The following is a 22,804-nucleotide window of genomic DNA, read 5'->3' on the forward strand; positions in this document are numbered from 1 at the left end:
GACAACACCCCTTACCAGGATGCCGTCCTTTTAGTCTACCAATCCTGCTTAAGAAGCGTCATCCTCAACATCCGCCTGATCAGCGTCTTCATCGACCCCATCATCCATCGCTTCCGCATCGCCGTCCAATAGCTCTTCTTCCGACTCTTCCGACTCTTCGCCCGCCAACCCGGCAATCCTATCCACGCCAATAACTTTTTCGCCTTTATCCAAACGGATAATGGTCACGCCTTGGGTGTTTCTACCGACCACCGAAATACCATCGACACGGGTGCGCACCAGCGTACCGCCGTCGCTGATCAGCATAATCTCATCGTTATCGTTAACCAACACCGCCCCGACCACCGCACCGTTACGGTCAGAAGTCTGGATAGCAATCAGGCCTTGGCCACCGCGCTTATGGCAAGTGAACTCTTCCAGCTTGGTACGTTTGCCGTAGCCATTTTCGGTAATGTTCAGCACTGTACCTTCGGTGGCGATAATTAACGAAATAACCTTATGGCCGTCTTGCACCCGCATTCCGCGCACCCCGGAAGCCGTCCGGCCCATGGAGCGGACATCGGTTTCGTTAAAGCACACAGCCTTGCCGGAACTACAGAACAACAGCACATTTTGCTGCCCGTCCGTCACCGCGACACCGACCAAGGTATCTTCTTCGCGCAAATCAATGGCGATTTTGCCGGTGCTGCGTTGGCGTTCAAACTCATTTAACGGGGTCTTTTTTACCGTCCCTGCCGAAGTCGCCATAAAAATAAACTTATTGTCGCTAAACTCACGGATCGGCAATAAGGCGTTAATTTTTTCGCCCTGCTCTAACGGCAACAAGTTAACAAACGGCTTACCCCGCGCGGCACGGCTAGCAACCGGCAATTGGTACACTTTCAGCCAATACACCTTACCCAAAGACGAGAAGCATAAAATCGTATCGTGAGTATTAGCGACAATGAGCTTGTCGATAAAATCAGTCTCTTTCATCGCCGTCGCCGACTTGCCGCGCCCGCCACGCTTTTGCGCCTTATAATCGCTTAAAGGCTGGGATTTGACATAGCCTTCATGCGACATAGTCACCACCCTGTCCTCTTCGGTAATCAAATCGCCATCCGACAAATCCAACTGGTTCTGGACGATTTCGGTACGGCGCTGATCGGCATACTGCTCTTTAATCGCCGCTAGCTCTTCCCTGATGATTTCCATCAGGCGGCTATCGTTAGCGAGGATATACAGATAACCGTCAATTTGCAGCAGCAACTCTTTATATTCGCCGACAATCTTATCTTGCTCAAGTCCGGTCAGACGATGCAAACGCAAATCCAAAATGGCTTGCGCCTGGGTTTCGGTCAGCTGATACTGACCGCCGTGGATACCAAATTCTACCGGCAAATCCTCAGGCCGTGAGCGGTCGGCATCGGCGGCTTCCAACAAGGATGCCACCAAACCGGCATTCCAAACCTTAGCCAGCAAACCGTCTTTGGCTTCTTCACGGCTGGAAGAGGTTTTAATCAGCTCGATCATTTCGTCGATATTCGCCAAAGCGACCGCCAGACCCTCCAAAACATGCGCCCGTTCGCGGGCTTTACGCAACAGGTACAGCGTCCGGCGGGTGATAATTTCCCGGCGATGGTCAATAAAGGCAGCAATAATCTCCTTTAAGTTCATGCAATGCGGGCGGCCATCCAACAACGCCACCATATTGATACCGAATACGGTTTCAAACTGGGTTTGTTTATAGAGGTTATTCAGCACCACATCCGGCACTTCACCGCGTTTGAGCTCAATCACCATACGCATCCCGTCCTTATCGGACTCGTCACGCAGACCGGAAATGCCGTCAATCTTGCCTTCCTTAATCAGCTCGGCGATTTTTTCCAGCAACCGCGCCTTGTTGACTTGATACGGCAACTCGGTCGTAATAATGGCTTGGCGGCTACTGTCGCCAATATCTTCAAAATGGCAACGGGCGCGTAAATAAATTTTGCCACGGCCTGTCGTATAAGCGCTATAAATGCCGGACGCACCGTTAATAATCGCCGCTGTCGGGAAGTCAGGGCCGGGAATATGCTGCATCAGTTCCTGCACCGTCACATCGGGATTATCGCACACCGCCAGACAGGCACTGATGACCTCACCCAAATTATGCGGCGGGATATTGGTCGCCATACCTACGGCGATACCAGAAGAACCGTTGACCAACAAGGTCGGCAAGCGGGTCGGCAGCACTTGTGGCTCGGATTCCGACTCGTCATAGTTAGGGATAAAATTGACGGTTTCCTTATCAATATCCGCCAATAATTCATGGGCGATTTTTGCCATGCGCACTTCGGTGTACCGCATGGCGGCAGGCGCGTCACCATCGACCGAACCGAAGTTGCCCTGCCCGTCAATCAACATATAGCGCATCGAAAACGGCTGCGCCATACGCACCATGGTGTCATAGACGGCGGTATCGCCGTGCGGGTGGTATTTACCGATGACATCACCGACAATACGCGCAGACTTCTTATAGGGCTTGTTCCAGTCATTGCCCAACTCGCTCATGGCATACAGCACACGGCGATGCACGGGCTTAAGGCCATCACGGACATCTGGAAGGGCACGGCCTACGATAACGCTCATGGCGTAATCAAGATAGGACTGTTTCATCTCGTCTTCGAGATTAACGGAGATAATTTCTTTAGCGAAGTTTGACATTGATCCCTATATAAACATAAACGCCGGATAACCAAAGATACCGACCGGTTTTTTTAACGGCTAAGCCACCTGAATGTCCACAAACACCCACACAATCCTTGGCGTGAATGTCCAAACACATCGTAACAAGCCCACTATTATAGCAAATAGCGGACAGGGAGTCGAAACCGTTATGGGTGTATATCCAGGCCATTTATAATGGCTGTTTTCTTGAAAAACTCCCTATAACACCATGGCCATCCTATTATTTTCCTTACGCGGCGTACCCGACGACGAGGCTTACGAAGTGCGCGGGCTACTGACCGAACAGCAGATCGATTTTTATGAAACCTCAGCAGGAAATTGGGGCATTTCCATGCCTGCCCTTTGGCTAAGAGACCACGCCCAATTGGCACAGGCCCGCGAATTACTCGCTAATTACCAACAGCAACGTTTTTTGGCGGCACGGGAAGCCTATCTGCAAGCCAAGCAAACGGACGGACAAGCTGTGCCCACGGGTGTTAAGGACTATCTGCGGCGCGGCCTCTACTGGCTAGGCAGCCTACTGGTCGCTTATATTTCGGTGAAATGGGTGTTAGAACTGGGGGGATGGTAAAAAGCCACGACGGATGGGATCGCGGGCATCTTGCCCGCCCATGATTCCGTTGTAAAGCCAAAGGGGGCGGCTCTTTGGCTCCACTCAGGGACCCAGAGGCGGGGCCGGACACGCTGTGCTGCAATGGAACGCCGACTTAATTTTATGCACGATCCTAACAAGCGGCAAAACCGCAGGCAAAAAAAAAGCCCCAACCGTCAGGTTGGGGCTTTCGTTTAGGAGCTTGGCGATTCCCTACTTTCGCATGGCAAACTGCCACACTATCATCGGCGCTAAGCGGTTTCACTTCCGAGTTCGGGATGGGGTCGGGTGGTTCACGCTCGCTATGGTCACCAAGCAATTCGGCAGACCTTAACCCTATCGAACACAAATGGGCACAGCTTAAATCCATCCGCAACCAAGCACGATGTTCCGTTGACGACCTCTTCACTGGGGCGGTTACAGGACATCTTTTTATATCGGATTAGCTATACCGTGTCGGTACCTTGGTCAGCATATTCGGATATGGTATCGCCGACGCTATCCACCCAATAACTGTCATTGCCATAACCGCCAGACATACTGTCATTACCCGGACCACCATTTAATGTGTCGTTACCGCCAAAGCCATACAACTTATCGTTGCCCGAATAGCCGTTCAGTACGTCATCCTTATTATCAGAACCAAATAACATATCGTCACCTGCGGTGGCTTGCGCAACTTTCAATGCAATAGTCGCCGCATTCCAAACAACCCCGTTGCTAAATAGGAGTTTTTCAATGCTAATGCTGTCGCCAGTGTAAAAATAGTTCTTTATGGTAACTTGGCTGCTACCATACTTCACAAGCAAACTGCCATCATATGTACGGCTAACCCCAGTAATGTCAGTGGAAGCCACATCGGTGAACTTTACGACATCCGAAGTACCGCCCTGATCATCAAGGGTATCCGAACCGTCATTTTTGGCGATCAGGTAGAGGTCATTGCCTAAGCCGCCATATAACAGGTCATTCCCTGCCCCGCCAGTCAATATATCGTTACCGTCAAGGCCATACAGACTATCATTGCCCGCTAAACCATTCAGAGTATCGCTACGGTCATTATAACCCACTAAAAGATCATTGCCGGTGGTCGCCTCCAATACCTTGAGATTGATAGTCGACCAACCCCAATTCACCCCATCGCTAAATTGAAGATATTCTACTGCCCCTGCTCCTATTCCTGAGTCAACATTGGCATTAGCGAAATAACCATGAATGACGACCTGATTAGCATTGCCATATTTCACCAGTAAATCCATACCCAAGCCATAATTACTCGCCAAACGGCTAACCTGGGTGATGTCTGTAGAAGCCACATCGGTAAACTTTATGCTATCAACGCCACCCTCATCATTAATGATATCCGAGCCGTCATTTTTGGCGATCTGATAAACATCATTGCCCAAACCGCCGTTCAATACGTCGTTACCTATACCGCCATTCAATAGGTCGTTACCCGCAAGGCCAGTCAGCGTATCATTGCCCGCGCCGCCGCTAAGGGCATCGCTGCGGTCGTCATAACCTGTTAACGTGTCATTGCCTGCCGTTCCTTGCGACACTTTTGGCGCAATGCTTGCCCATCCCCAATTCACGCCGTCGCTAAAATGAAATTTCTCGATAGTCGTTGTGCCTGATGCGTAATCGGTGCCAAAATAATAGCGGACTGTCAATTGCCCGCCATTGCCATACGTCAGCACCAAATCCGTACCAAACCCACCCCGCTTAACCTGGGTAATGTCTGTAGAAGCCACATCAGTAAAATTAACGGTATCCGCACCGTTCAGCTCAACAATAATGTCCTGCCCGTCATTTTTAGCGATCAGATAAGTGTCACTGCCTGCACTACCTTTTAGCGAGTCATTACCCGTGCCGCCATTCAAGATGTCATTGCCTATACCGCCATCCAATATATCGTCACCCGCGCCACCATTTAAGGTATCGTCACCCGTATAACCAGACAACGAATCATTGCCGTCCAAGCCGCTTAAAGTATCGTTATTATAAGTGCCATACAGCGTGTCGTTACCTGCGGTGGGCGCTACCGATGCCAACGCCTTAATGTCCGCCCAGTTCCATGTTACAGAATTGCTGAATTGAAGTTGTATATTGTAATTGGCTCCCAAAAAATAATTACCAACCGTTACGCGATTACTGCCATAAGTCAGCAATAAATCTAAACCCAAATAAGTCGAACGGCCTACTTGGCTGACATCTGTTGAAGCCACATCAGAGAATTTAATGATATTCGTACCGATATCATCGACAATAACATCATAACCGTCGCCTTTAGCGACCAGGTAAGTGTCGTCACCCGCCCCACCGTTGATGTAATCATTACCCGTACCGCCGCTTATGGTATCGTTGCCGCCATTGCCGTAGAGGTTATCGCTGCCGCCATTGCCATAAATAAAGTCATCACCCGCCGTGCCTCCGTAAAAATTATTATTGTTATCGCCGTTATATGTCGCCATTACATCACCTTAGGTTAATTGTGTCGGAAAAATGGTCTGTCAATTTTGCAATGTTGCGCCGACCCTAAAATGATAGGGCAAGCTAGCCTGTTACAACTGCTGGGGAATTTAATTCGCCCACTTAAGGCAGGGCTAGCGCCGACATTGCAAAATCCGCAGACGACCAAAGCATAGGTGAAAGCTACCTCAATATCCAGGTAATATGTCACACTCAAAAATGCTTTTATGCTTTATTTTGGTGCAAATTCGCACCATATAAAATCAGCTCAGCATAAAAGCTAGCATTAAGCCATAGCGAACAACAACTTACCTTTACCTAAAAAAACGATAAGCAAATAACCATCGTGTCTAAAACCCACAATTTTAATTTTTTTGTGTTCCTCAGCTTTGGGTTTAACTGGCAATATTGCAACTACGGCGTGTTTGCAACTTTTTGATGTTACACGGGTAAAAATGCGGGAGGGATTGAAGGGGTATAACGGGAAGGGTAAAACGAAAGCCAAGGAACGGCGGCTTGTGCCGCCGTCATCGCGCTTATTGGAATAGCACAGCCAAACTAATCAGCGTCGCACCCGCCAGCATCGCCCATAAAGTATGGCGTTGGTGGCTGTCGATTTGCTCGCGTAACAAGGCCAATTCGCGTTGTTGGGCTTCGGCCTGTTGTTGGGTATGGGCGGCGTTATCTAAGGCTTTATAAAGCAAAGAAGGGATTTCGGGGAATTGCTGGGCAAATTCAGGGAATTGCTTAAGCAATTGGTTGATTTTGGCTTTCGGCCCCATACGCTCATGGAACCACCCCTCCAAGAACGGCTTGGCGGTCTGCCACAAATCCAATTCGGGATACAGTTGCCGCCCCAAGCCTTCAATATTGAGCAAGGTTTTTTGCAGCAACACCAATTGCGGTTGTACCTGCATATCGAAACGGCGGGCGGTTTGGAATAGGCGTAACAGCAGTTGCCCGAAGGAAATGTCTTTTAACGGTTTCTCAAAAATCGGCTCACAAACGCTACGGATCGCCGATTCAAATTCTTCTATGCGCGTAGTGCGCGGCACCCAACCGGATTCAACGTGCATTTCCGCCACTTTGCGGTAATCGCGGTTGAAAAACGCCAAAAAGTTTTCCGCCAGATAATGCTGGTCGGATAAGGATAAAGAGCCGACGATGCCAAAATCAATGGCGATATACTTAGCGGGCAATTCAACAAAAATATTGCCCGGGTGCATGTCAGCATGGAAGAAATTATCCCGGAACACTTGTGTGAAGAAAATCTCCACGCCACGCTCGGCCAGCAATTTAAAATCCGCCCCCCCTGCCCGCAGTTTGTCTATATCGCCGACCGGGATACCATGAATCCGCTCCATGACCATGACTTTTTGCCGGGTAAACTCCCAGTGGACTTCGGGAATATAAATAATCGTCGATTTGTCGAAATTGCGGCGGATTTTTGCCGCGTTGGCGGCTTCCCTGACCAAATCCAGCTCATCCAGCGTGGTTTTTTCAAACTCGGCAACTACTTCCATAGGCCGCAAGCGCCGCGCATCGGGGGAAAACTTTTCGGCAATTCGCGCCAATTCGTAAATCAGCCCCATATCGGAATGGATACGCCCTTCAATATCGGGGCGCAACACCTTCACCACCACATCCTCGCCAGTATGCAGCGTCGCGGTATGCACTTGCGCCACCGAAGCCGAGGCCATAGGTTCGGGGTCAAATTTGGCAAACGCCTCATCAATCGACATGCCCAGCTCTTTTTCGATAATAGCGCGGGCAATGTCGCTGCCGAACGGCGGCACCCGGTCTTGCAGTTTGACCAGTTCATCGGCAATATCGTCGGGCAACAAATCTTTACGCGTCGATAAGGCTTGGCCAAATTTGACATAGATCGGCCCCAAATCTTCCAATGCTTGGCGAATCCTCACCCCGCGCGACACCGCCAGCTCATTTTTGCGGTTCAGCCAATAATACGGCGTACAGAGCGCTAAAAACCGGATCGGGCGGAAATAAGGCGTGTTTAAGACAATTTCATCGAGGCCGTGCATCACCAAGACCCAATTGATATGGATCAGGCGCATTAAAATTTTAGGGCGGATCACTGCGTTACCTTTGGTGGCGTAGAGTACCCACCTTAACAACGGTGGGTACATTTATTGTTTTTTATAGTTTTAAGGGTGTTCTAAGTTATTTTTCAGCCTATCCACGCGGCTTTGCAGACGGTCAAAGTCTAGCCGCAGATCGTCGATTTGCTGATAAAAAATATCCATTTCGGGTACGGCGGGCAAGTCGCGGGTTTCTTCCTGCAAAAACTCGGCGGCGTTAAGCCGGAAGGTTTCCAGCGTGTCTTTGCCCCAGTCTTGCCCAGCCCGGAAAAACTGACTCAAGTTATGGGCAAATCGTTCACCCGTATATCTGGCTAATTTGTCTTCCAGATGAATATCCAGCTTGGCGAACAGTTCCTGAAACCGCCGCCCCGTGTGCATATCACCTGCTATGACGACATCGCCGGAAAACACCGACCGCATCGGCTTAGCACTCAGCCCCATTAAACCGAACGCAAACAAAGACCCCGTCAACCGGGTATCGGGTTCGCCCGGATACTGGTCCAGCACTTGGATGGTATCGGCTGCCGGACACAGGTAGAGGGTTTCGTTAAACGGGGTAATGGTCACGGCGATGACTTTGCCCGCTAAGGGCTGCAAAAACTGCCCGGCATTCGGGTCTAGTTGCACATAACGGCTAAGGGCAAGTTCTAGCGTGCCGATAAGTAAGGGTTTAATAGGCATATTAAATAATTCTTCTACTAAAAACAAAATTTATGAAGTGACTTGCCGTAAGTATTCATATAAAGAATCAGGTGTCTCCGCATGAATCGAGAAAAGTTCTATTGCCTGATCATTGCTCAACTTATCACTAAATGAAAAATTGATTTTTTCTTTTAGGAAAGTTTTGGTGGTTTTCGAGTCTTTCAATATTAACTCTATAAAAGTAAGCACAAACCATAACTCATACTTTCCCCTAAATTCTTGATGATACTGGCATATAGCAAATTCAGCCTTTTTTGCCTCTAAAACAGTTTCTGGAACATCTAAAGCATTGGCAAATGTTTGTTTGAGGGTATCGAACGTGTAATGTGCCGATACGGCATTTAAATCAGTAAAACTAATAAAGCCTTTAGGGAACTTCTCATCTAAATTAACGCCCGTTTGCTCGTTTGTGCTGTTTTTAAGGCTGATTAAACACGCATACCAAGCATTAAATAATAGTGTTGCCTGATGAAATTCGTGCTGCCTATCCATAAAAAGCCTTACGCAGGTCTGATAAGCTTCATTGCGTTCAGATAAATGCAATGAGTTTTTTAAAATATCTTGGAATACCTCAATGGAGACATAAAAATTCTCGATAGCATAGCACGGCGTTTCAAAAATGGGCGGACTATGCGGCGTTAAGGGCAGATTAAAATCCCTGTCAATAAAAAAGGCTTTTTTGTAACAGTCGTATTCGGCATGTCCGGCAATTAGACGGTAGACCTCTAAAACCTTCTCCCTACCTCCGCAAAGCATGTTCTGGTAAGCGGCGGTAAAGCGTTTAATTCTAGGCACATAATAAGCGCTGTCTTTACCTTCATAAAAACAAAACAAGCTGTGCTCGTGTTTTTCGGTTAGATACATAAAGTCTGAATAGGCTGCGGTTGGCTGAAAACGGCCTTGTCTTAGCGCTTCTAAAAACTCCATATTACGCGGCGACCTGTTTAGAGCGCGTAATATACTCGCTTAACCCCACAGCATAACGGTCTAGCTCATTATCAAAAATAAACGGCGAATGGGTAACAGCCAGCAGAAAATCGCACTTGGTGGAGTTAATCATATCGGGCAATAATTGCTTTTGCCACGGCATACTCAGCGATAACTCAGGCTCATCAAACAACACGATAAAACGCTGGCCTTCCTCGGCAAGATAAATTTTCGCAAACATCGAAATGATTTGTTTTTCGCCGGAAGATAAATATTTAAGCTCAATCGCCGCGTCGGTTATATCCGATTTAACAAAAATCTTAATCGCGCTTTCGTCATAAAATAGTTGCTTACCCACCAGATACTTATTGCAAACATCCCGAAACTGCTTTACCGAATTATCCAACGCCTTTTGGGTGTCGTAAATTTCCAGCAATTTTTTCAGAAAATACATAAGCGAGGGGTTAGTCTCTTTCTTGTCGGCCACAATAGCCCGCATGGCGGTTTTATCTTCTTCGGGCAATTGCTTGCCTACCCTAGCTAATATAATTTCCAGCGCATTTTGGTCGATTGTATCTAACCAACGGTTATCCGTTTCGGAAAAGCCTTTAACCAATTGGCTTAAAATCTCCGAAGAGATTTTGGCAAAGCCTTCTTTTAATAAGCTATCAATTTTATTTTCGATACTGGCGAATTTTTTGGACACATCGTCCATACCGAACTGGATAACGGTGTCTTCTTTATTTAAACGCTCATCTTGTTCGTCGTAACCCAAGTTATGCAAATCTTCTTCTACGCGCCGAAATGTCGGGAAATAAAGAATATCCTTGCCTGAAATTCCGAATTGGATTTTTATCTTAGTATTATTTAATGTTGGATGTATATATTCTTTTATATCCAAGTCAGGATATTGATATTCTTCATCATCCCTTAGGGAAGAACGCAATCTTTCAGAAAATCCAATATTCCATACCATAGCAGATCTGTTTGCATTCATATGATACTTCATATCTTCTTTATGGATTTCAACCGTGTCGCTTTTTGAAAACTGTAAAACTAATTTATCAAAATGAAAATCGTATAGCTTCAAAAAATTCTGCGTTAACGTATAGTAAAGAAGATTCAAAACCTGAGTCTTGCCCAGCCCATTCTCCCCAACCAAAATCTTAATATTTTCATCAAACGGGATATGCACATCACTGGTGCCAAACAGACCATATATCGAGAAGGATTTAATGGGGCTAGGATTCATCGTGGTTATCTATAATGGTCTGTTGATGCACGGTTCAGGCGATCAGATTTTATACCCCCGATGCACCGCCACTATCCCTTGCGTCATATTAAAATATTCGCAACGCTCCAGCCCGGCGTTTTCCATCATCTGTTTCAGTTCAGCCTGTTTAGGGTGCATACGGATGGATTCCGCCAAATAACGGTAGCTTTCTTCATCTTTAGCGACAAAACGGCCAATTTTCGGCAGGATATTGAACGAGTAAAAGTCATAGACTTTCTCGGTGACTTTATCGGTAGGGTGCGAGAATTCCAGCACAATCACCCGTCCGCCCGGTTTCAGGACGCGGTACATAGAACGTAAGGCGGCATCTTTGTCGGTGACGTTGCGCAGGCCAAACGCGATGCACACACAATCGAACGTATTATCGGCAAACGGCAGGCATTCGGCGTTGACTTGCGCATAGCGGATATTCGCCGCCAGCCCGCGGTCGATCAGGCGGTCGCGGCCAGTACGCAGCATTTGCGCGTTAATGTCCGCCAGCACCACTTGCCCGTCGCTACCGACGCGCTCATGAAACAATGTGGTCAAATCGCCCGTGCCGCCCGCCAAATCCAAAACGTGCTCGCCTTTGCGGACGTTGCTCAGTTGTACGGCAATACGCTTCCAAATGCGGTGTATGCCTAAGGACATCAAATCATTCATGATGTCGTACTGTTCGGCAACGGAATCAAAAACCCCGCGCACCAGTTTGACTTTTTCATCGACGGCGACTTGCTTAAAGCCGAAATGGGTGGTGTTATCGGTAGTCATGGTTATTCCCCTATATTAATGCGAGTTCGTGCGTGGTGGGTTGCGGACAATGCCCGCCTCTGCCAATTGGTGCAGATAATCCGCCCACAAGGTTTGGTAATCGGTACCTAGCAGATATAACGCGTCCCATGTATAAATGCCTGTGTCATGCCCATCACTAAAGGCCAGCAAAATGCCGTAATTGCCGATAGGACGGATTTCTTTAATGGTCACGGCTTCCTTACCCGTTTGCAGGGTCTCTTGCCCTGGGCCATGGCCGACCGCTTCGGCGGATTGGGTATAAACGCGCAGATATTCGACAGGCAGGACAAAGACGCTGTCGTCGTCAAAGCTAATTTCCAGGCGGTTAGACAGTTGATGATGTTTAATCTCAACCGGCAGGCTATTGCAGGGGGTGATAGTTAGGCGCATACGATTGCTCAATGGTGTGTGGGCTGGGTAAGCTCAATAGGCTTAGCGTTAAGCCGCCCGTGCTTAGGTAGGCCAGCACAGGCGATACTTATGGCGCAATGGTGTTGCTTATTGGGCGGACAGCGAAGGCTACAACACGCCTGCCGCCAATAAATCCAAATACATAAATTCGGGGGCTTTCACACCCGCTTGTTGGCGTATCTTAACCAATTCGGGCGATTCAAAAAATGCTTTTGCATCCGCCACAGACGACCATTCGGAAAAATGCACGATATGGTTAGCGGAGTCGGTAAATTTCAAGACCTGATAATGCTGCTCACCAGCAGCTTTTCTGATGCCTGCCGCCTGATCGAAAATAATTTTCCACGCGCCGTAATCTTCGACTTCGTGGATAATGAGGACATGTGCCATGTTTATTCTGCCTTAAATCGGGCGTTTAAAAAACCTGTTTAGGATGGTGCATCAAACAAGGCCGCTAAGGCCTTGCGGGTTCCAAATACCTGCAAGGCCTAATCCGGCGGCTTGATATGCAACGGCTTGCAACGGCAGAACTGCCCCTGCTGATTGCCACGTTACAGAATATACCTGCTCAAATCTTCATCTTCAACAAATTCGCTCAGATGCTTATCGACATAATCGGCATCAATTACGATAGTTTTTTCCAGCAAATCGGGGGCATTGAAAGAAATGTCTTCCAAAAGCCGCTCCAAAATCGTATGCAGGCGGCGGGCACCGATATTTTCGGTTTTCTCGTTCACTTGCCAGCCAAGTTCGGCAATGCGCTGGATACCGTCGGGGGCGAACGACAAATCCACACCTTCGGTCGCCAGCAAAGCCATATACTGTTCGGTCAAAGACGCGTTAGGTTCGGTCAGGATACGCACAAAATCTTCTGCTGACAATGGGCTTAATTCAACACGGATAGGAAACCGGCCTTGCAATTCGGGAATCAGGTCTGACGGCTTGGCGACATGGAATGCACCGGAGGCGATAAACAGGATATGGTCGGTCTTAATCATACCGTATTTGGTGCTGACGGTACTGCCTTCAACAATCGGCAACAAGTCGCGCTGCACACCTTCGCGCGACACTTCGCCGCTGCCGCCGCCATGCTCGCCCCGTTTACAAATTTTGTCGATTTCGTCCAAAAAGACAATGCCATGTTGCTCTACCGCTTCGACGGCGCGTAACTTAATGTCTTCATCATTGACCAGTTTGGCGGCTTCTTCTTCCTGCAAAACTTTTAAGGCTTTGCTGACTTTCATTTTACGGGGCTTGGTACGCTCTGACCCCATGCTTTGGAACATGCCCTGCAATTGGTTGGTCATTTCCTCCATGCCCGGCGGTGCCATAATTTCCACACCCATTGGTGCGACATGGACATCAATTTCAATGTCCCGGTCGTCCAAATCCCCGGCGCGTAATTTATTGCGCATTTTCAAGCGGGTCGCTTCCTCGGATGAAGACAGGCTACCCGTAGGCGATAAGGGCAAAGGCAATAAAATATCCAGCAAACGCTCTTCGGCGGCATCGGCGGCTTTCACCTGCATCCGTTCCATATCATCCATGCGGGTCATTTTAATGGCGGAATCGACCAGATCACGGATAATGGATTCGACATCACGGCCAACATAACCGACTTCGGTAAATTTGGTGGCTTCGATTTTGATAAACGGTGCATTAGCCAGACGTGCCAAACGGCGGGCGATTTCGGTCTTACCGACCCCGGTAGGGCCAATCATCAAGATGTTTTTAGGGGTAATCTCATTGCGCAAAGCCGGATCGACATTTTGCCGCCGCCAGCGGTTACGCAGGGCAATCGCCACCGAACGCTTGGCACTGGCCTGACCGATAATATGTTTGTCCAATTCGCTGACAATTTCTTTGGGAGTCATTTGTGTCATGATTTCACTTGTCCGTCTTATTCGTTAGGTTCTGCGTCCAGCTCTTCGATACGAAGATTGTGGTTGGTGTAAATGCAAATGTCGGCTGCGATGTTTAAAGACCGCTCAACAATGTCACGCGCACTCAGTTCGGTATTTTCCAGCAAAGCCCGCGCGGCAGCTTGGGCAAACGCGCCGCCCGACCCTATCGCCATCAAATCATGCTCCGGCTCAATCACATCTCCTGTACCCGAAATAATCAACGACGTTTTGGCATCGGCAATCACTAACAGTGCTTCCAGCTTACGCAAAGCGCGGTCAGTGCGCCAGTCTTTCGCCATTTCCACTGCCGCACGGGTTAAATTGCCACGGTGCTTTTCCAGTTTGCCTTCAAAATGCTCAAACAAAGTAAACGCGTCGGCGGTCGCCCCGGCAAAGCCGGCGATAACTTTATCATGATACAAGCGGCGCACTTTACGGGCGTTGCCTTTCATGACCGTGTTACCTAAGGTGACTTGCCCGTCGCCGCCAATGACGACTTTACCGCCACGGCGTACAGAAAGTATGGTTGTTCCTCTAAACATGTTTTTATATCCTAAACGTTACCAAACCTGAACTCTATCAAAAATGTCCAGCCATTTTACAGTGTCTCATCATAAAAGTGCGAAAAAAGTCGCCCTAATCAAGCGAAGAGACCTGTTAGCTGTTAGAAATGCGGGCTGATTCACAGTAATTCAAGCTTTCCTTAGTTATTTACATTTTCTCTTCTCTTTAATCTCTGCTAACATCAGAAAAGTTCGGATTTTATCCTTCCCTGACCGAACGCCGGATTAACGCCGCCGCCTCGCGGGCTAATCCGGTCATATTATTATTGAGGCATTACCTGGAGATAGAATAATGAACAAATTGACTGCACTTTCCTTAAGTATTGGTGTGCTGGCCGGTGTCGCAACTTTTCTGGCCGTAGGGCCTGCCAGCGGGGTTTTCTTCATCTGGGCGGCAACCATTGCTTGGGCGGCTTATTTTCTGTTAGGCGGCAATCAAGAAGCTTTGGTAAACACTATTGTTTGCGGTATTTTCGGCGTGGCTATGGCCTGGATCACCGCCTTGCTGTTGACCGAAATATCCCCTGACACCTTGCTTGGCTTCCCGCTGATGGCCGCCATTACGGTAACGGTTGCGGTCATCGTCATGTGTCTGGCCGCCAGTTGCCCACGTTTGGCCGCCATTCCTGCCAGCGTGTTAGGTTACTCGTCAACTTTCGCCTATTTGCTGCAAACCCCTGATAAATTAAACCAAGATGTCCTGTTAGGCGTTTCCTTAAGCAACCCATTGCTGGTCATTTCGATTTCTATCGTGGTCGGTACTTATTTCGGCCAGTTCTCAGGCCAACTGGCCGCTAAATGGACTAAAGAATAAAGCTACCACCATTATTCCCCCTGCAAATGGCTATCGCTAAGGCCAGACCGTTAAAGGGGGGCGTAGTGACTTGTTGCCAGCGGGATGTGACGGATTAGGCTTGCCATCCGCACATCCTGCCCCATATCACTACCTTGGCATCACTTATGGATGTATTTCTCCAGCACCCGCTTAAAGATCCCTAACCATGCCATCAGGTAAGCGTCGTCTTTTAACTGCATATGTTCGCAGTCAATGGCATACGTTTCAGGTTTATCATTAAAAAGCTGTAGCCAAGTGTCTGCACCTGCCTGTTTCGAGTGGACAAACACCACTTTTTTCAAGCCATCCCGAATAGGCTCCGGTTTATAGAGCAACATCGCCTGCAAATAAATCGGTTCGATAGATTGCCAAAATAACCGTGCCGGCACCGGCTTACCCAAACCAAAATAAAAATTAATGACAAAGGCCATTTTTATTTTTTTCAGCCACCGCCGCGCATATACGACATAGCCTAAATAATGCAGTTGCCCAAGTTCCCTACGCCACCTCATTATGTAACTTGGCATATCGTGATTCTCGCCATCATAACTGAGTTGGGAAGGGTCGAGCAGAAACAGTAAAGCCACTTGTTTGCCTTGCGCACATAATTGCCGCGCCACTTCATACATAATCATCCCACCCACCGAAAACCCGCCTAAATGATAAGGCCCTACAGGGTCTATGGCTTGAATGCCGCGTATATAGTGGGCAGCCATATCCGCAATCGTCCGGTGGCGGGCTTTATAGCCATCCAAGGATTGGTGTTTTAACAGATAAAGCGGTTGGTCTGTACCGATGTGTTCCAGCAGCATCGAAAAGATTTTCCCATCGACACCCCAAAAAAATGGTGACTTAGTGCCGTCCGCTTGAAAAGCATTGAGGCTGGCCGAGGCATTTTGCTTGACGGCATTCCCCTGCCCTAACACTTCAGCCAGTAAGCTGACGGTAGGATATTGAAACAGCCACTCTACGGGTACGCTTTGCTTAAGCTTGGCTTCTATTTGGGTGCACAGCGTCAAAGCCAATAAAGAATGCCCGCCCAGTTCAAAAAAATTATCGTCACGGCCAATTGGGGCGATGGCTAAAACCTCCTGCCAAACGGCGGCCAATGCCGCTTCCACCGGCGAGGCGGGTGGCACATAGCGGCGGGCAACATTAAAATGCGTTGGGTCAGGCGGCGGTAAGGCCTTACGGTCGATTTTACCGTGGGCGGTCAGCGGCAAGCTCTCTAAAAACACCCAAGCGGACGGCACCATATAATCGGGCAAACCCGCTTTAAGGGCAGCACGCAACGGGGTACTGTCTTTGTCCGCCCCTAAGGCCGGGACAATATAAGCAATCAGGCGCGAGTCTTGGTCAGAACTGCCCTGCAACACCACCACGGCGGCAGTGACAGTCTCCTGTTGCAACAGGAGGGCTTCAATTTCACCCAATTCAATGCGGAAACCGCGCAATTTAATTTGCTGGTCGATACGGCCTAAATAGTCAAGCGTACCGTCAGCTAACCAACGGGCCAGATCGCCGGTCTTATAGAGACGGGCGGTAGGGTCGTCGCTAAACGGATGGGCAATAAACCGTTCTGCGGTCAACTCGGGGCGGCGCAAATAGCCTTTTGCCAATCCGGCACCGGCGATATACAACTCGCCAGGGATACCAATGGCTTGGGGCTGTAAATACCGATCCAAAATATACGCCTGTAAATCCGGCAAAGCCTTGCCAATAATGCTGTGTTGGCTTAAGGCATCGGCTTGGCTTACTGGGTAATAACTGACATGCACGGTGGTTTCGGTGATGCCGTACATATTCACCAAGCGGGGTGTCTGGTCGCCATGCCGGGCGAACCACGGCAGCAAGCTGGGGAAATCTAAAGCTTCGCCGCCAAAAATAATATATCTGAGTTTCAACGGGCTTTGGCCACCCAGTTCTTGGTCAATTTGCGCCAACTGCCGGAACGCCGAAGGCGTTTGGTTAAGGACAGTGACACCCTCACTGACGAGCAAACGATAAAACTCTCTCGGTGAACGCGATACCCAATAAGGCACAATGACCAATTTGCCGCCGTATAACCAAGCGCCCCATAGTTCCCATACCGAAAAATCAAAGGCGTAGGAATGGAACAGCGTCCAAACATCGTGCCCGTCAAAGCCATAGAGAGCTTCTGTGCTGGCAAACAATCGGCTGACATTGGCATGGGTCACCATCACCCCTTTCGGGTTGCCGGTGGAACCGGAGGTATAAATCACATAGGCCAATTGCCCGGCATTTAAGTCACTGCCCAAATCGGGGTTACTCTCCGGGCAGTCGGCAAACGACCCGGTCAAGGTATCCAAATAGATAAGCTCTGCCGCCGTTTCTGGCCATTCTAAATGTGTTTGGGTCAATAACAACGGGGCTTGGCAGTCTGCCAGCAAATACGCCAAACGGGCGGGTGGGTAGCTAGGGTCTATCGGTATATATGCCGCCCCTGCTTTTAATATGCCCAACAAACCGATAACCATACTCAGTGACCGTTCGGTGCCGATAGCGACTAATGAGCCTACCCGAACACCCCGCGTCAGCAGATAATGCGCCAGTTGGTTAGCCTTCGCGTTAAGGGCTTGGTAGCTTAGCTGTTCGCGGCCAAACACCACGGCAATGGCATGGGGCGTACGGGCTACCTGCGCCTCGAACAAATGGTGAATGCAGCGGTTTTGGGGATAATCGGCTGGCGTAGCGTTCCAACCAACCAACAGTTGCTGGCGCTCGGTAGCGGTCAACAGCGGCAATTCGCCAATGGGCCAATCCGGTTGCGCGACAATGCCCGCTAACAGGGTCTGCCAATGCCCCGCCATACGGCTGATGGTGTCGGCATCAAACAGATCAGTGCTGTATTCGATAAGGCCGACTAAACCGTCTGCTTGTTCGGATAAGGCCAGCGTCAAATCAAATTTGGCATTACCGCTAGCGACCTCAATAGACGAGGCTTGCAAGCCGGGCCAATCCGCCGCCTCCGCAGGCGGCTGTAACACCAGCATAACCTGGAACAGCGGATGCCGACTCCGGTCACGGGGCAACTGCATGTCCGCCACCAGTTTTTCAAAGGGCAGTTCCTGATGGCTATAGGCCTCCAAACACACTTTGCGCACCCGCCCCAACAGTTGGCGAAAGCTAGGGTCGCCAGACACGTCCGTACGCAACACCAGCGTATTGGCAAAGAAACCGAGCAGTTGTTCGGTCTCCTGACGGGTACGCCCGGCAATCACTGTGCCGACTACGATGTCATCCTGACCGCTATAACGGTGCAACAGCACTTGTAAAGCCGCCAACAGCACCATAAAAAAGGTACTGTTATGCTGTTGCGCCAAGCCTTTTAAACCAAGGGCCAGTTCTGCGGATAACCGTAGCGGCAGTTGTGCCCCCCGATAGCTGGGCTGTTGCGGGCGGGGGTGGTCGGTCGGTAAAGCCAATGCTACGGCTCCCGCTAACTGTTTCCGCCAATAATTGAGCTGTCTGTCCAATATGTCACCCTGCAACCATTCCCGCTGCCAGACCGCATAATCCGCATACTGGATGGGCAAGCCGGGCAAATCCGCCGCTATACCCAAACTAAAAAAACCATACAATGCCGCCAGGTCGCGGTTAAAAACGGCCAGTGACCAGCCGTCGAAAATACTATGGTGGACGGTGACCAGCAGGACATGTGCCTGCGCCGACAATTTCAACAATAGGGTACGGATGAGTGGCGCCTGCGTCAGGTCGAACGGTTGGTTTGCCGCCGCCTCCAGAATGATCCGTAGTGCACCGTCAGAATCCACCTCCATATCCGGCAATTCCGTCAAAGTACAGGCCAACGGCAAGGGCGGATTAATGACCTGGACGGCCTCCCCGCCCTGCCCGACCAAACCCGTGCGCAACACTTCATGGCGGGCGACCAGGGCATCCAAGCCGTGTTGCAAAGCAGGCACATCCAATACCCCGTCCAAACGGATAGCCCAAGCGATGTTATACAGGCTGCTAGATCCGATCAGGCGGTCTAAAAACCAGAGCCGCTGTTGGGCAAAAGAAACGGGGAAAAAATAACGGTCATCGGTGCTGGCCGAATCCGCTTCATTTTGGATAGATGTCATAGCTCTGTAATTTGATAAGATTTACGCCGTAATGCTTGGATAGGGGTATGTTTACTGGCATTATTTTGTTTTAGCACCACGTCTAACTGTTTAGCAAAGCTGCTGATGGTCGGCTCATCAAATAGCAAGCTCAGCGGCAATTCATTGTGGAAATGCTCCTCAATACGCACAAGCAATTGCATCGCAAATAGAGAATCGCCGCCCAATTCAAAAAAATCATCATGGACACCAATAGGACTAATACCTAAGACTTCTTGCCAAATCACCACCATCGCCTCTTCGGTCGCTGAACTAGGCGGCGCATAGTTATGCCCTAAACGCAGACTTAGCAAATCAGGTGCCGGCAATGCCTGCCGGTCTAGCTTACCGTTGGGAGTTAACGGCCATTCTGCCAATACCACAAAAGCCGAAGGCAACATATAATCGGGTAGCTCTGCCTTAACAAAAAGGGCTAAAGCACTGATGTCCGGTTGCCCCTGTTGCGGGTGCAGCAAATATGCCACTAAGCGTTTATCGCCCGGCTGATCTTCACGCGCCAGCACCACCGCTTCATGGATACCAGGATAACGGCGCAATACCGCTTCAATTTCTCCCAACTCAATCCGGTAGCCGCGTAATTTTACTTGATTATCGATACGCCCCAAAAACTCTACGTTTCCATCCGGCAGATAACGCGCCAAATCACCCGTGTCATATAAACGCGCGTGCGGCTTGTTGCTGAAAGGATGGGCAATAAATTTCCCCGCCGTTAATTCAGGCTGCTGATAATAGCCCTTAGCCAAACAATCGCCACCAATATGGATTATGCCAAAAACACCTACCGGAACCGGTTGGCGGTTACAGTCTAAAAGATAAATTTCAGTATTGGCAATCGGTCGCCCTATAGACGGAAATTCTGCCCAAGTGCGTATATCTTCAGGCAAATCAAACGCCGTAACAACATGACATTCGGTAGGGCCGTATTGGTTAACCAAGCGGCAACCGCCAAGATTTTTAATAAATTGCTTAATGGCAGGGGTGGCGTGCAATTTTTCCCCTGCCGTTATAATAACTGCCAAATGGCTGTCAATAAGGACGCTGGCATGGGTATGGGCGAGCTGTTGCAAGGCGATAAAAGGCAGATATAAATCTGTCACCTTATGGCTAACGATCGCCGCCAATAGTAAGCGCGGGTCTTTACGTTGGGCTTCGGTTATTAACACCAAGCCGCCGCCCGTGCTAAGGGCCGAAAAAATCTCTTGAAATGACACATCAAAATTTAGGCTGGTAAACTGCAAAACCCGCCGTTCTGGCCGCTGTTGCAAGCCGTCTGTTTGCCAATTAAGCAGATTCACTAAGGCGCGGTGCGGCATAGCCACACCCTTAGGCCTACCCGTAGAACCGGAAGTATACAGGATATAAGCGCTGTGTTCTGGCTGGCTTAACACTGCGGGGTTGTGGGTGCTAAAGCTACTGAGCAGGGCTTCTAACTGGGCAATATCGACTATCAGGGCTTGCGTATCGGCCAAATCCGCCACATATTCACCTTGAGTGATTAAGACGGGAACTTGGGCATCGGTCAGCATCAATTCCAGCCGCGCTTTCGGATACAGCGGATCTAACGGCACATAACAAGCCCCGGCTTTAAGAATAGCCAATACGGCGATTATCATGGCGGGACTTCTGGCTAAACAAATGCCTACGGCTTGTTCGGGGGCGACATGTAAGCTGATAAGATAATGCGCCAATTGGTTGGCCTTAGCGTTAAGGACTTGGTAGCTGAGCTGTTCGCGGCCAAACACCACCGCAATGGCCTGGGGCGTACTGGCCGCCTGTGTCTCGAACAGGTGGTGGATACAGCGGTCTTTAGGATAATCGGTTTGCGTAGCATTCCAACCGACCAACAATTGCTGGCGTTCGGCGGCGGTCAGCAGCGGCAGCTCGCCGATAGTACAGTCCGGTTGCCCGACAATGCCCGCCAGCAGGGTCTGTAAATGCCCCACCATGCGTTCGACAGTAGCGGCATCGAACAAATCGGTACTGTACTCGATAACGCCCGACAACCCATCGGGTTGTTCCGTCCATAACAGGGTCAGATCAAACTTAGCGCTGTCTTGGGCAACGGCGACCGGGGCTACGGATAACCCGGCCCATGCCCCGCCCTGCTCCCCACTCGGCGGCTCTAAGACCAGCATAACCTGAAACAGCGGATTCCGGCTGCGGTCACGAGGCAGTTGCATATCAGCCACCAACTTTTCAAAAGGCAGTTCCTGGTGGTTATAGGCCTCCAAGCACACTTTGCGCACCTGCCCAAGCAATTGGCAAAAGCTGGGGTTGCCGGACAAATCCGCCCGCAACGCCAGCGTGTTGGCAAAAAAGCCCAGCAGGTGTTCGGTTTCCTGGCGGGTGCGTCCGGCAATCGCCGTGCCGACCACGATATCGTCCTGGCCGCTGTAGCGGTGCAGCAGCACTTGCAAAGCGGCTAACAGCACCATAAAGAGGGTCGCATTGTGTTGTTGCGCCAAGGCTTTTAGGTCTTGGGACAGTGCCGCTGGTAGCCGGATAGCCGCTTGTGTACCCCGATAAGAAAGTTGTGGTGGGCGCGGGCGGTCAGTCGGCAAAACCAGCGTCGCCGCCCCGGACAACTGCCCCCGCCAGTAGTCAAGCTGTCTGGTCAGAACCCCACCCCGCAACCATTCGCGCTGCCAAACCGCATAATCTGCATACTGGATCGGCAAATCGGGTAAATCCGCCGCTACGCCTAAGCTAAATGCACTATACAAGGCCGCCAGTTCGTGCTTGAAAATAGCCAGCGACCAACCGTCGAAAACACTGTGATGAACAGTAACCAGCAGGATATGCGTTTGCGCCGACAGTTTCAGTAATAGGGTACGGATGAGGGGCGCTTTCGTCAGGTCGAACGGCTGGTTTGCCGCCGTCTCTAGGATGAGCCGCGCCGCGCCATCCCGGTCTGTTTCCATATCCGGCAACTCCGCTAACGTACAGGCCAACGGCATAGAGGGGCTGATGATTTGGACAGCCTCACTGCCCTGCCCGATAAATCCCGTGCGCAAGGCTTCATGGCGGTCGACTAGGGCATCCAAGCTGTGTTGCAGGGCAGGCACATCCAACACCCCATCCAAGCGGATAGCCCAAGCAATGTTATACAGACCGCTAGGGCCAATTAAGCGGTCTAAAAACCAGAGCCGCTGTTGGGCAAAGGACGCGGGGAAAACATATTTTTCAGCAGTGGCCGAAACAGATTGTGTGTAATTTTGGTCTTGGAAAATAGTCATTAATGATCCATTGTATAGTGAGTACAGATTTCGGGAGGATGCCAAGCGACCGGTAATTTCATGACAACCGAAAAGCGTATCATTTTGGCAGCTAAAAGCCAACTATCGGACTAGCCATTAGCACGATAAGCCGCAATAAAA

The 22,804-nt window shown here is 49.9% G+C and carries 15 protein-coding genes and 1 rRNA gene; 2 read left to right on the top strand and 14 right to left on the bottom strand.

The features are described from left to right. Positions 1 to 48: 48 nt before the first annotated feature. Positions 49 to 2,688 (bottom strand): DNA gyrase subunit A, encoded by a 2,640-nt coding sequence (gene gyrA, locus CEK71_RS16085; RefSeq protein ID WP_088620330.1) that lies wholly within the window; start codon positions 2,686 to 2,688, stop codon positions 49 to 51. Positions 2,689 to 2,920: 232 nt separating this feature from the next. Between gyrA and CEK71_RS16090 the strand changes: the two genes are divergently transcribed. Continuing rightward, on the top strand, positions 2,921 to 3,283 hold the full coding sequence (locus CEK71_RS16090) for a DUF6164 family protein (RefSeq protein WP_088620331.1): 363 nt from the start codon (positions 2,921 to 2,923) through the stop codon (positions 3,281 to 3,283). A gap of 221 nt (positions 3,284 to 3,504) precedes the next feature. On the opposite strand, the gene rrf is transcribed toward CEK71_RS16090, so the two are convergent. The 11 genes from rrf to hslV all read right to left on the bottom strand — a co-directional run bounded on the left by rrf (position 3,505) and on the right by hslV (position 14,426). Continuing rightward, a 5S ribosomal RNA gene (gene rrf / locus CEK71_RS16095) occupies positions 3,505 to 3,620 on the bottom strand. Between the two features lie 130 nt (positions 3,621 to 3,750). Further along, complete coding sequence (locus CEK71_RS23960) at positions 3,751 to 5,775, bottom strand: calcium-binding protein (protein WP_088620332.1); 2,025 nt, start codon at positions 5,773 to 5,775, stop codon at positions 3,751 to 3,753. 534 nt (positions 5,776 to 6,309) lie between these two features. Then, positions 6,310 to 7,869, bottom strand: a complete 1,560-nt coding sequence (ubiB, locus tag CEK71_RS16105) for a ubiquinone biosynthesis regulatory protein kinase UbiB (RefSeq protein WP_088621664.1) — start codon at positions 7,867 to 7,869, stop codon at positions 6,310 to 6,312. 69 nt (positions 7,870 to 7,938) lie between these two features. Further along, positions 7,939 to 8,556: a ubiquinone biosynthesis accessory factor UbiJ gene (locus CEK71_RS16110; protein ID WP_088621665.1), complete on the bottom strand. Its 618-nt coding sequence runs from the start codon at positions 8,554 to 8,556 to the stop codon at positions 7,939 to 7,941. Between the two features lie 30 nt (positions 8,557 to 8,586). Beyond that, positions 8,587 to 9,504 carry a DUF4435 domain-containing protein gene (locus tag CEK71_RS16115; protein WP_088620333.1) on the bottom strand — a complete coding sequence of 306 codons (918 nt, stop codon included), beginning with the start codon at positions 9,502 to 9,504 and terminating at the stop codon, positions 8,587 to 8,589. A gap of 1 nt (position 9,505) precedes the next feature. Next, on the bottom strand, positions 9,506 to 10,756 hold the full coding sequence (locus CEK71_RS16120; protein WP_088620334.1) for an AAA family ATPase: 1,251 nt from the start codon (positions 10,754 to 10,756) through the stop codon (positions 9,506 to 9,508). Positions 10,757 to 10,798: 42 nt separating this feature from the next. Beyond that, on the bottom strand, positions 10,799 to 11,548 hold the full coding sequence (gene ubiE, locus CEK71_RS16125; RefSeq protein WP_088620335.1) for a bifunctional demethylmenaquinone methyltransferase/2-methoxy-6-polyprenyl-1,4-benzoquinol methylase UbiE: 750 nt from the start codon (positions 11,546 to 11,548) through the stop codon (positions 10,799 to 10,801). Between the two features lie 15 nt (positions 11,549 to 11,563). After that, positions 11,564 to 11,959: a gamma-butyrobetaine hydroxylase-like domain-containing protein gene (locus tag CEK71_RS16130; protein WP_088620336.1), complete on the bottom strand. Its 396-nt coding sequence runs from the start codon at positions 11,957 to 11,959 to the stop codon at positions 11,564 to 11,566. A gap of 129 nt (positions 11,960 to 12,088) precedes the next feature. Then, positions 12,089 to 12,370, bottom strand: coding sequence for an antibiotic biosynthesis monooxygenase (locus CEK71_RS16135; RefSeq protein ID WP_088620337.1), 282 nt, complete (start codon positions 12,368 to 12,370; stop codon positions 12,089 to 12,091). Positions 12,371 to 12,531: 161 nt separating this feature from the next. Continuing rightward, positions 12,532 to 13,863: an ATP-dependent protease ATPase subunit HslU gene (gene hslU, locus CEK71_RS16140; RefSeq protein ID WP_088620338.1), complete on the bottom strand. Its 1,332-nt coding sequence runs from the start codon at positions 13,861 to 13,863 to the stop codon at positions 12,532 to 12,534. A 17-nt stretch (positions 13,864 to 13,880) separates the two neighbouring features. Next, positions 13,881 to 14,426, bottom strand: coding sequence for an ATP-dependent protease subunit HslV (gene hslV / locus CEK71_RS16145; RefSeq protein WP_088620339.1), 546 nt, complete (start codon positions 14,424 to 14,426; stop codon positions 13,881 to 13,883). A gap of 313 nt (positions 14,427 to 14,739) precedes the next feature. Between hslV and CEK71_RS16150 the strand changes: the two genes are divergently transcribed. Beyond that, positions 14,740 to 15,261 (top strand): DUF1097 domain-containing protein, encoded by a 522-nt coding sequence (locus CEK71_RS16150; protein ID WP_088620340.1) that lies wholly within the window; start codon positions 14,740 to 14,742, stop codon positions 15,259 to 15,261. 140 nt (positions 15,262 to 15,401) lie between these two features. Here the strand turns inward: CEK71_RS16150 and CEK71_RS16155 are convergent, their stop codons facing one another. Beyond that, the gene (locus CEK71_RS16155; RefSeq protein WP_088620341.1) at positions 15,402 to 19,388 is read right to left on the bottom strand and encodes a non-ribosomal peptide synthetase; all 3,987 of its coding nucleotides are present in this window, start codon (positions 19,386 to 19,388) and stop codon (positions 15,402 to 15,404) included. After that, a complete protein-coding gene (locus CEK71_RS16160; RefSeq protein ID WP_088620342.1) occupies positions 19,385 to 22,663 on the bottom strand; it encodes a non-ribosomal peptide synthetase in 3,279 nt (1,092 codons plus the stop codon). The genes CEK71_RS16155 and CEK71_RS16160 overlap by 4 nt, the downstream gene beginning before the upstream one ends. Positions 22,664 to 22,804 lie beyond the last annotated feature (141 nt).

This window comes from Methylovulum psychrotolerans (assembly GCF_002209385.1).
Classification (GTDB): Bacteria; Pseudomonadota; Gammaproteobacteria; order Methylococcales; family Methylomonadaceae; genus Methylovulum; species Methylovulum psychrotolerans.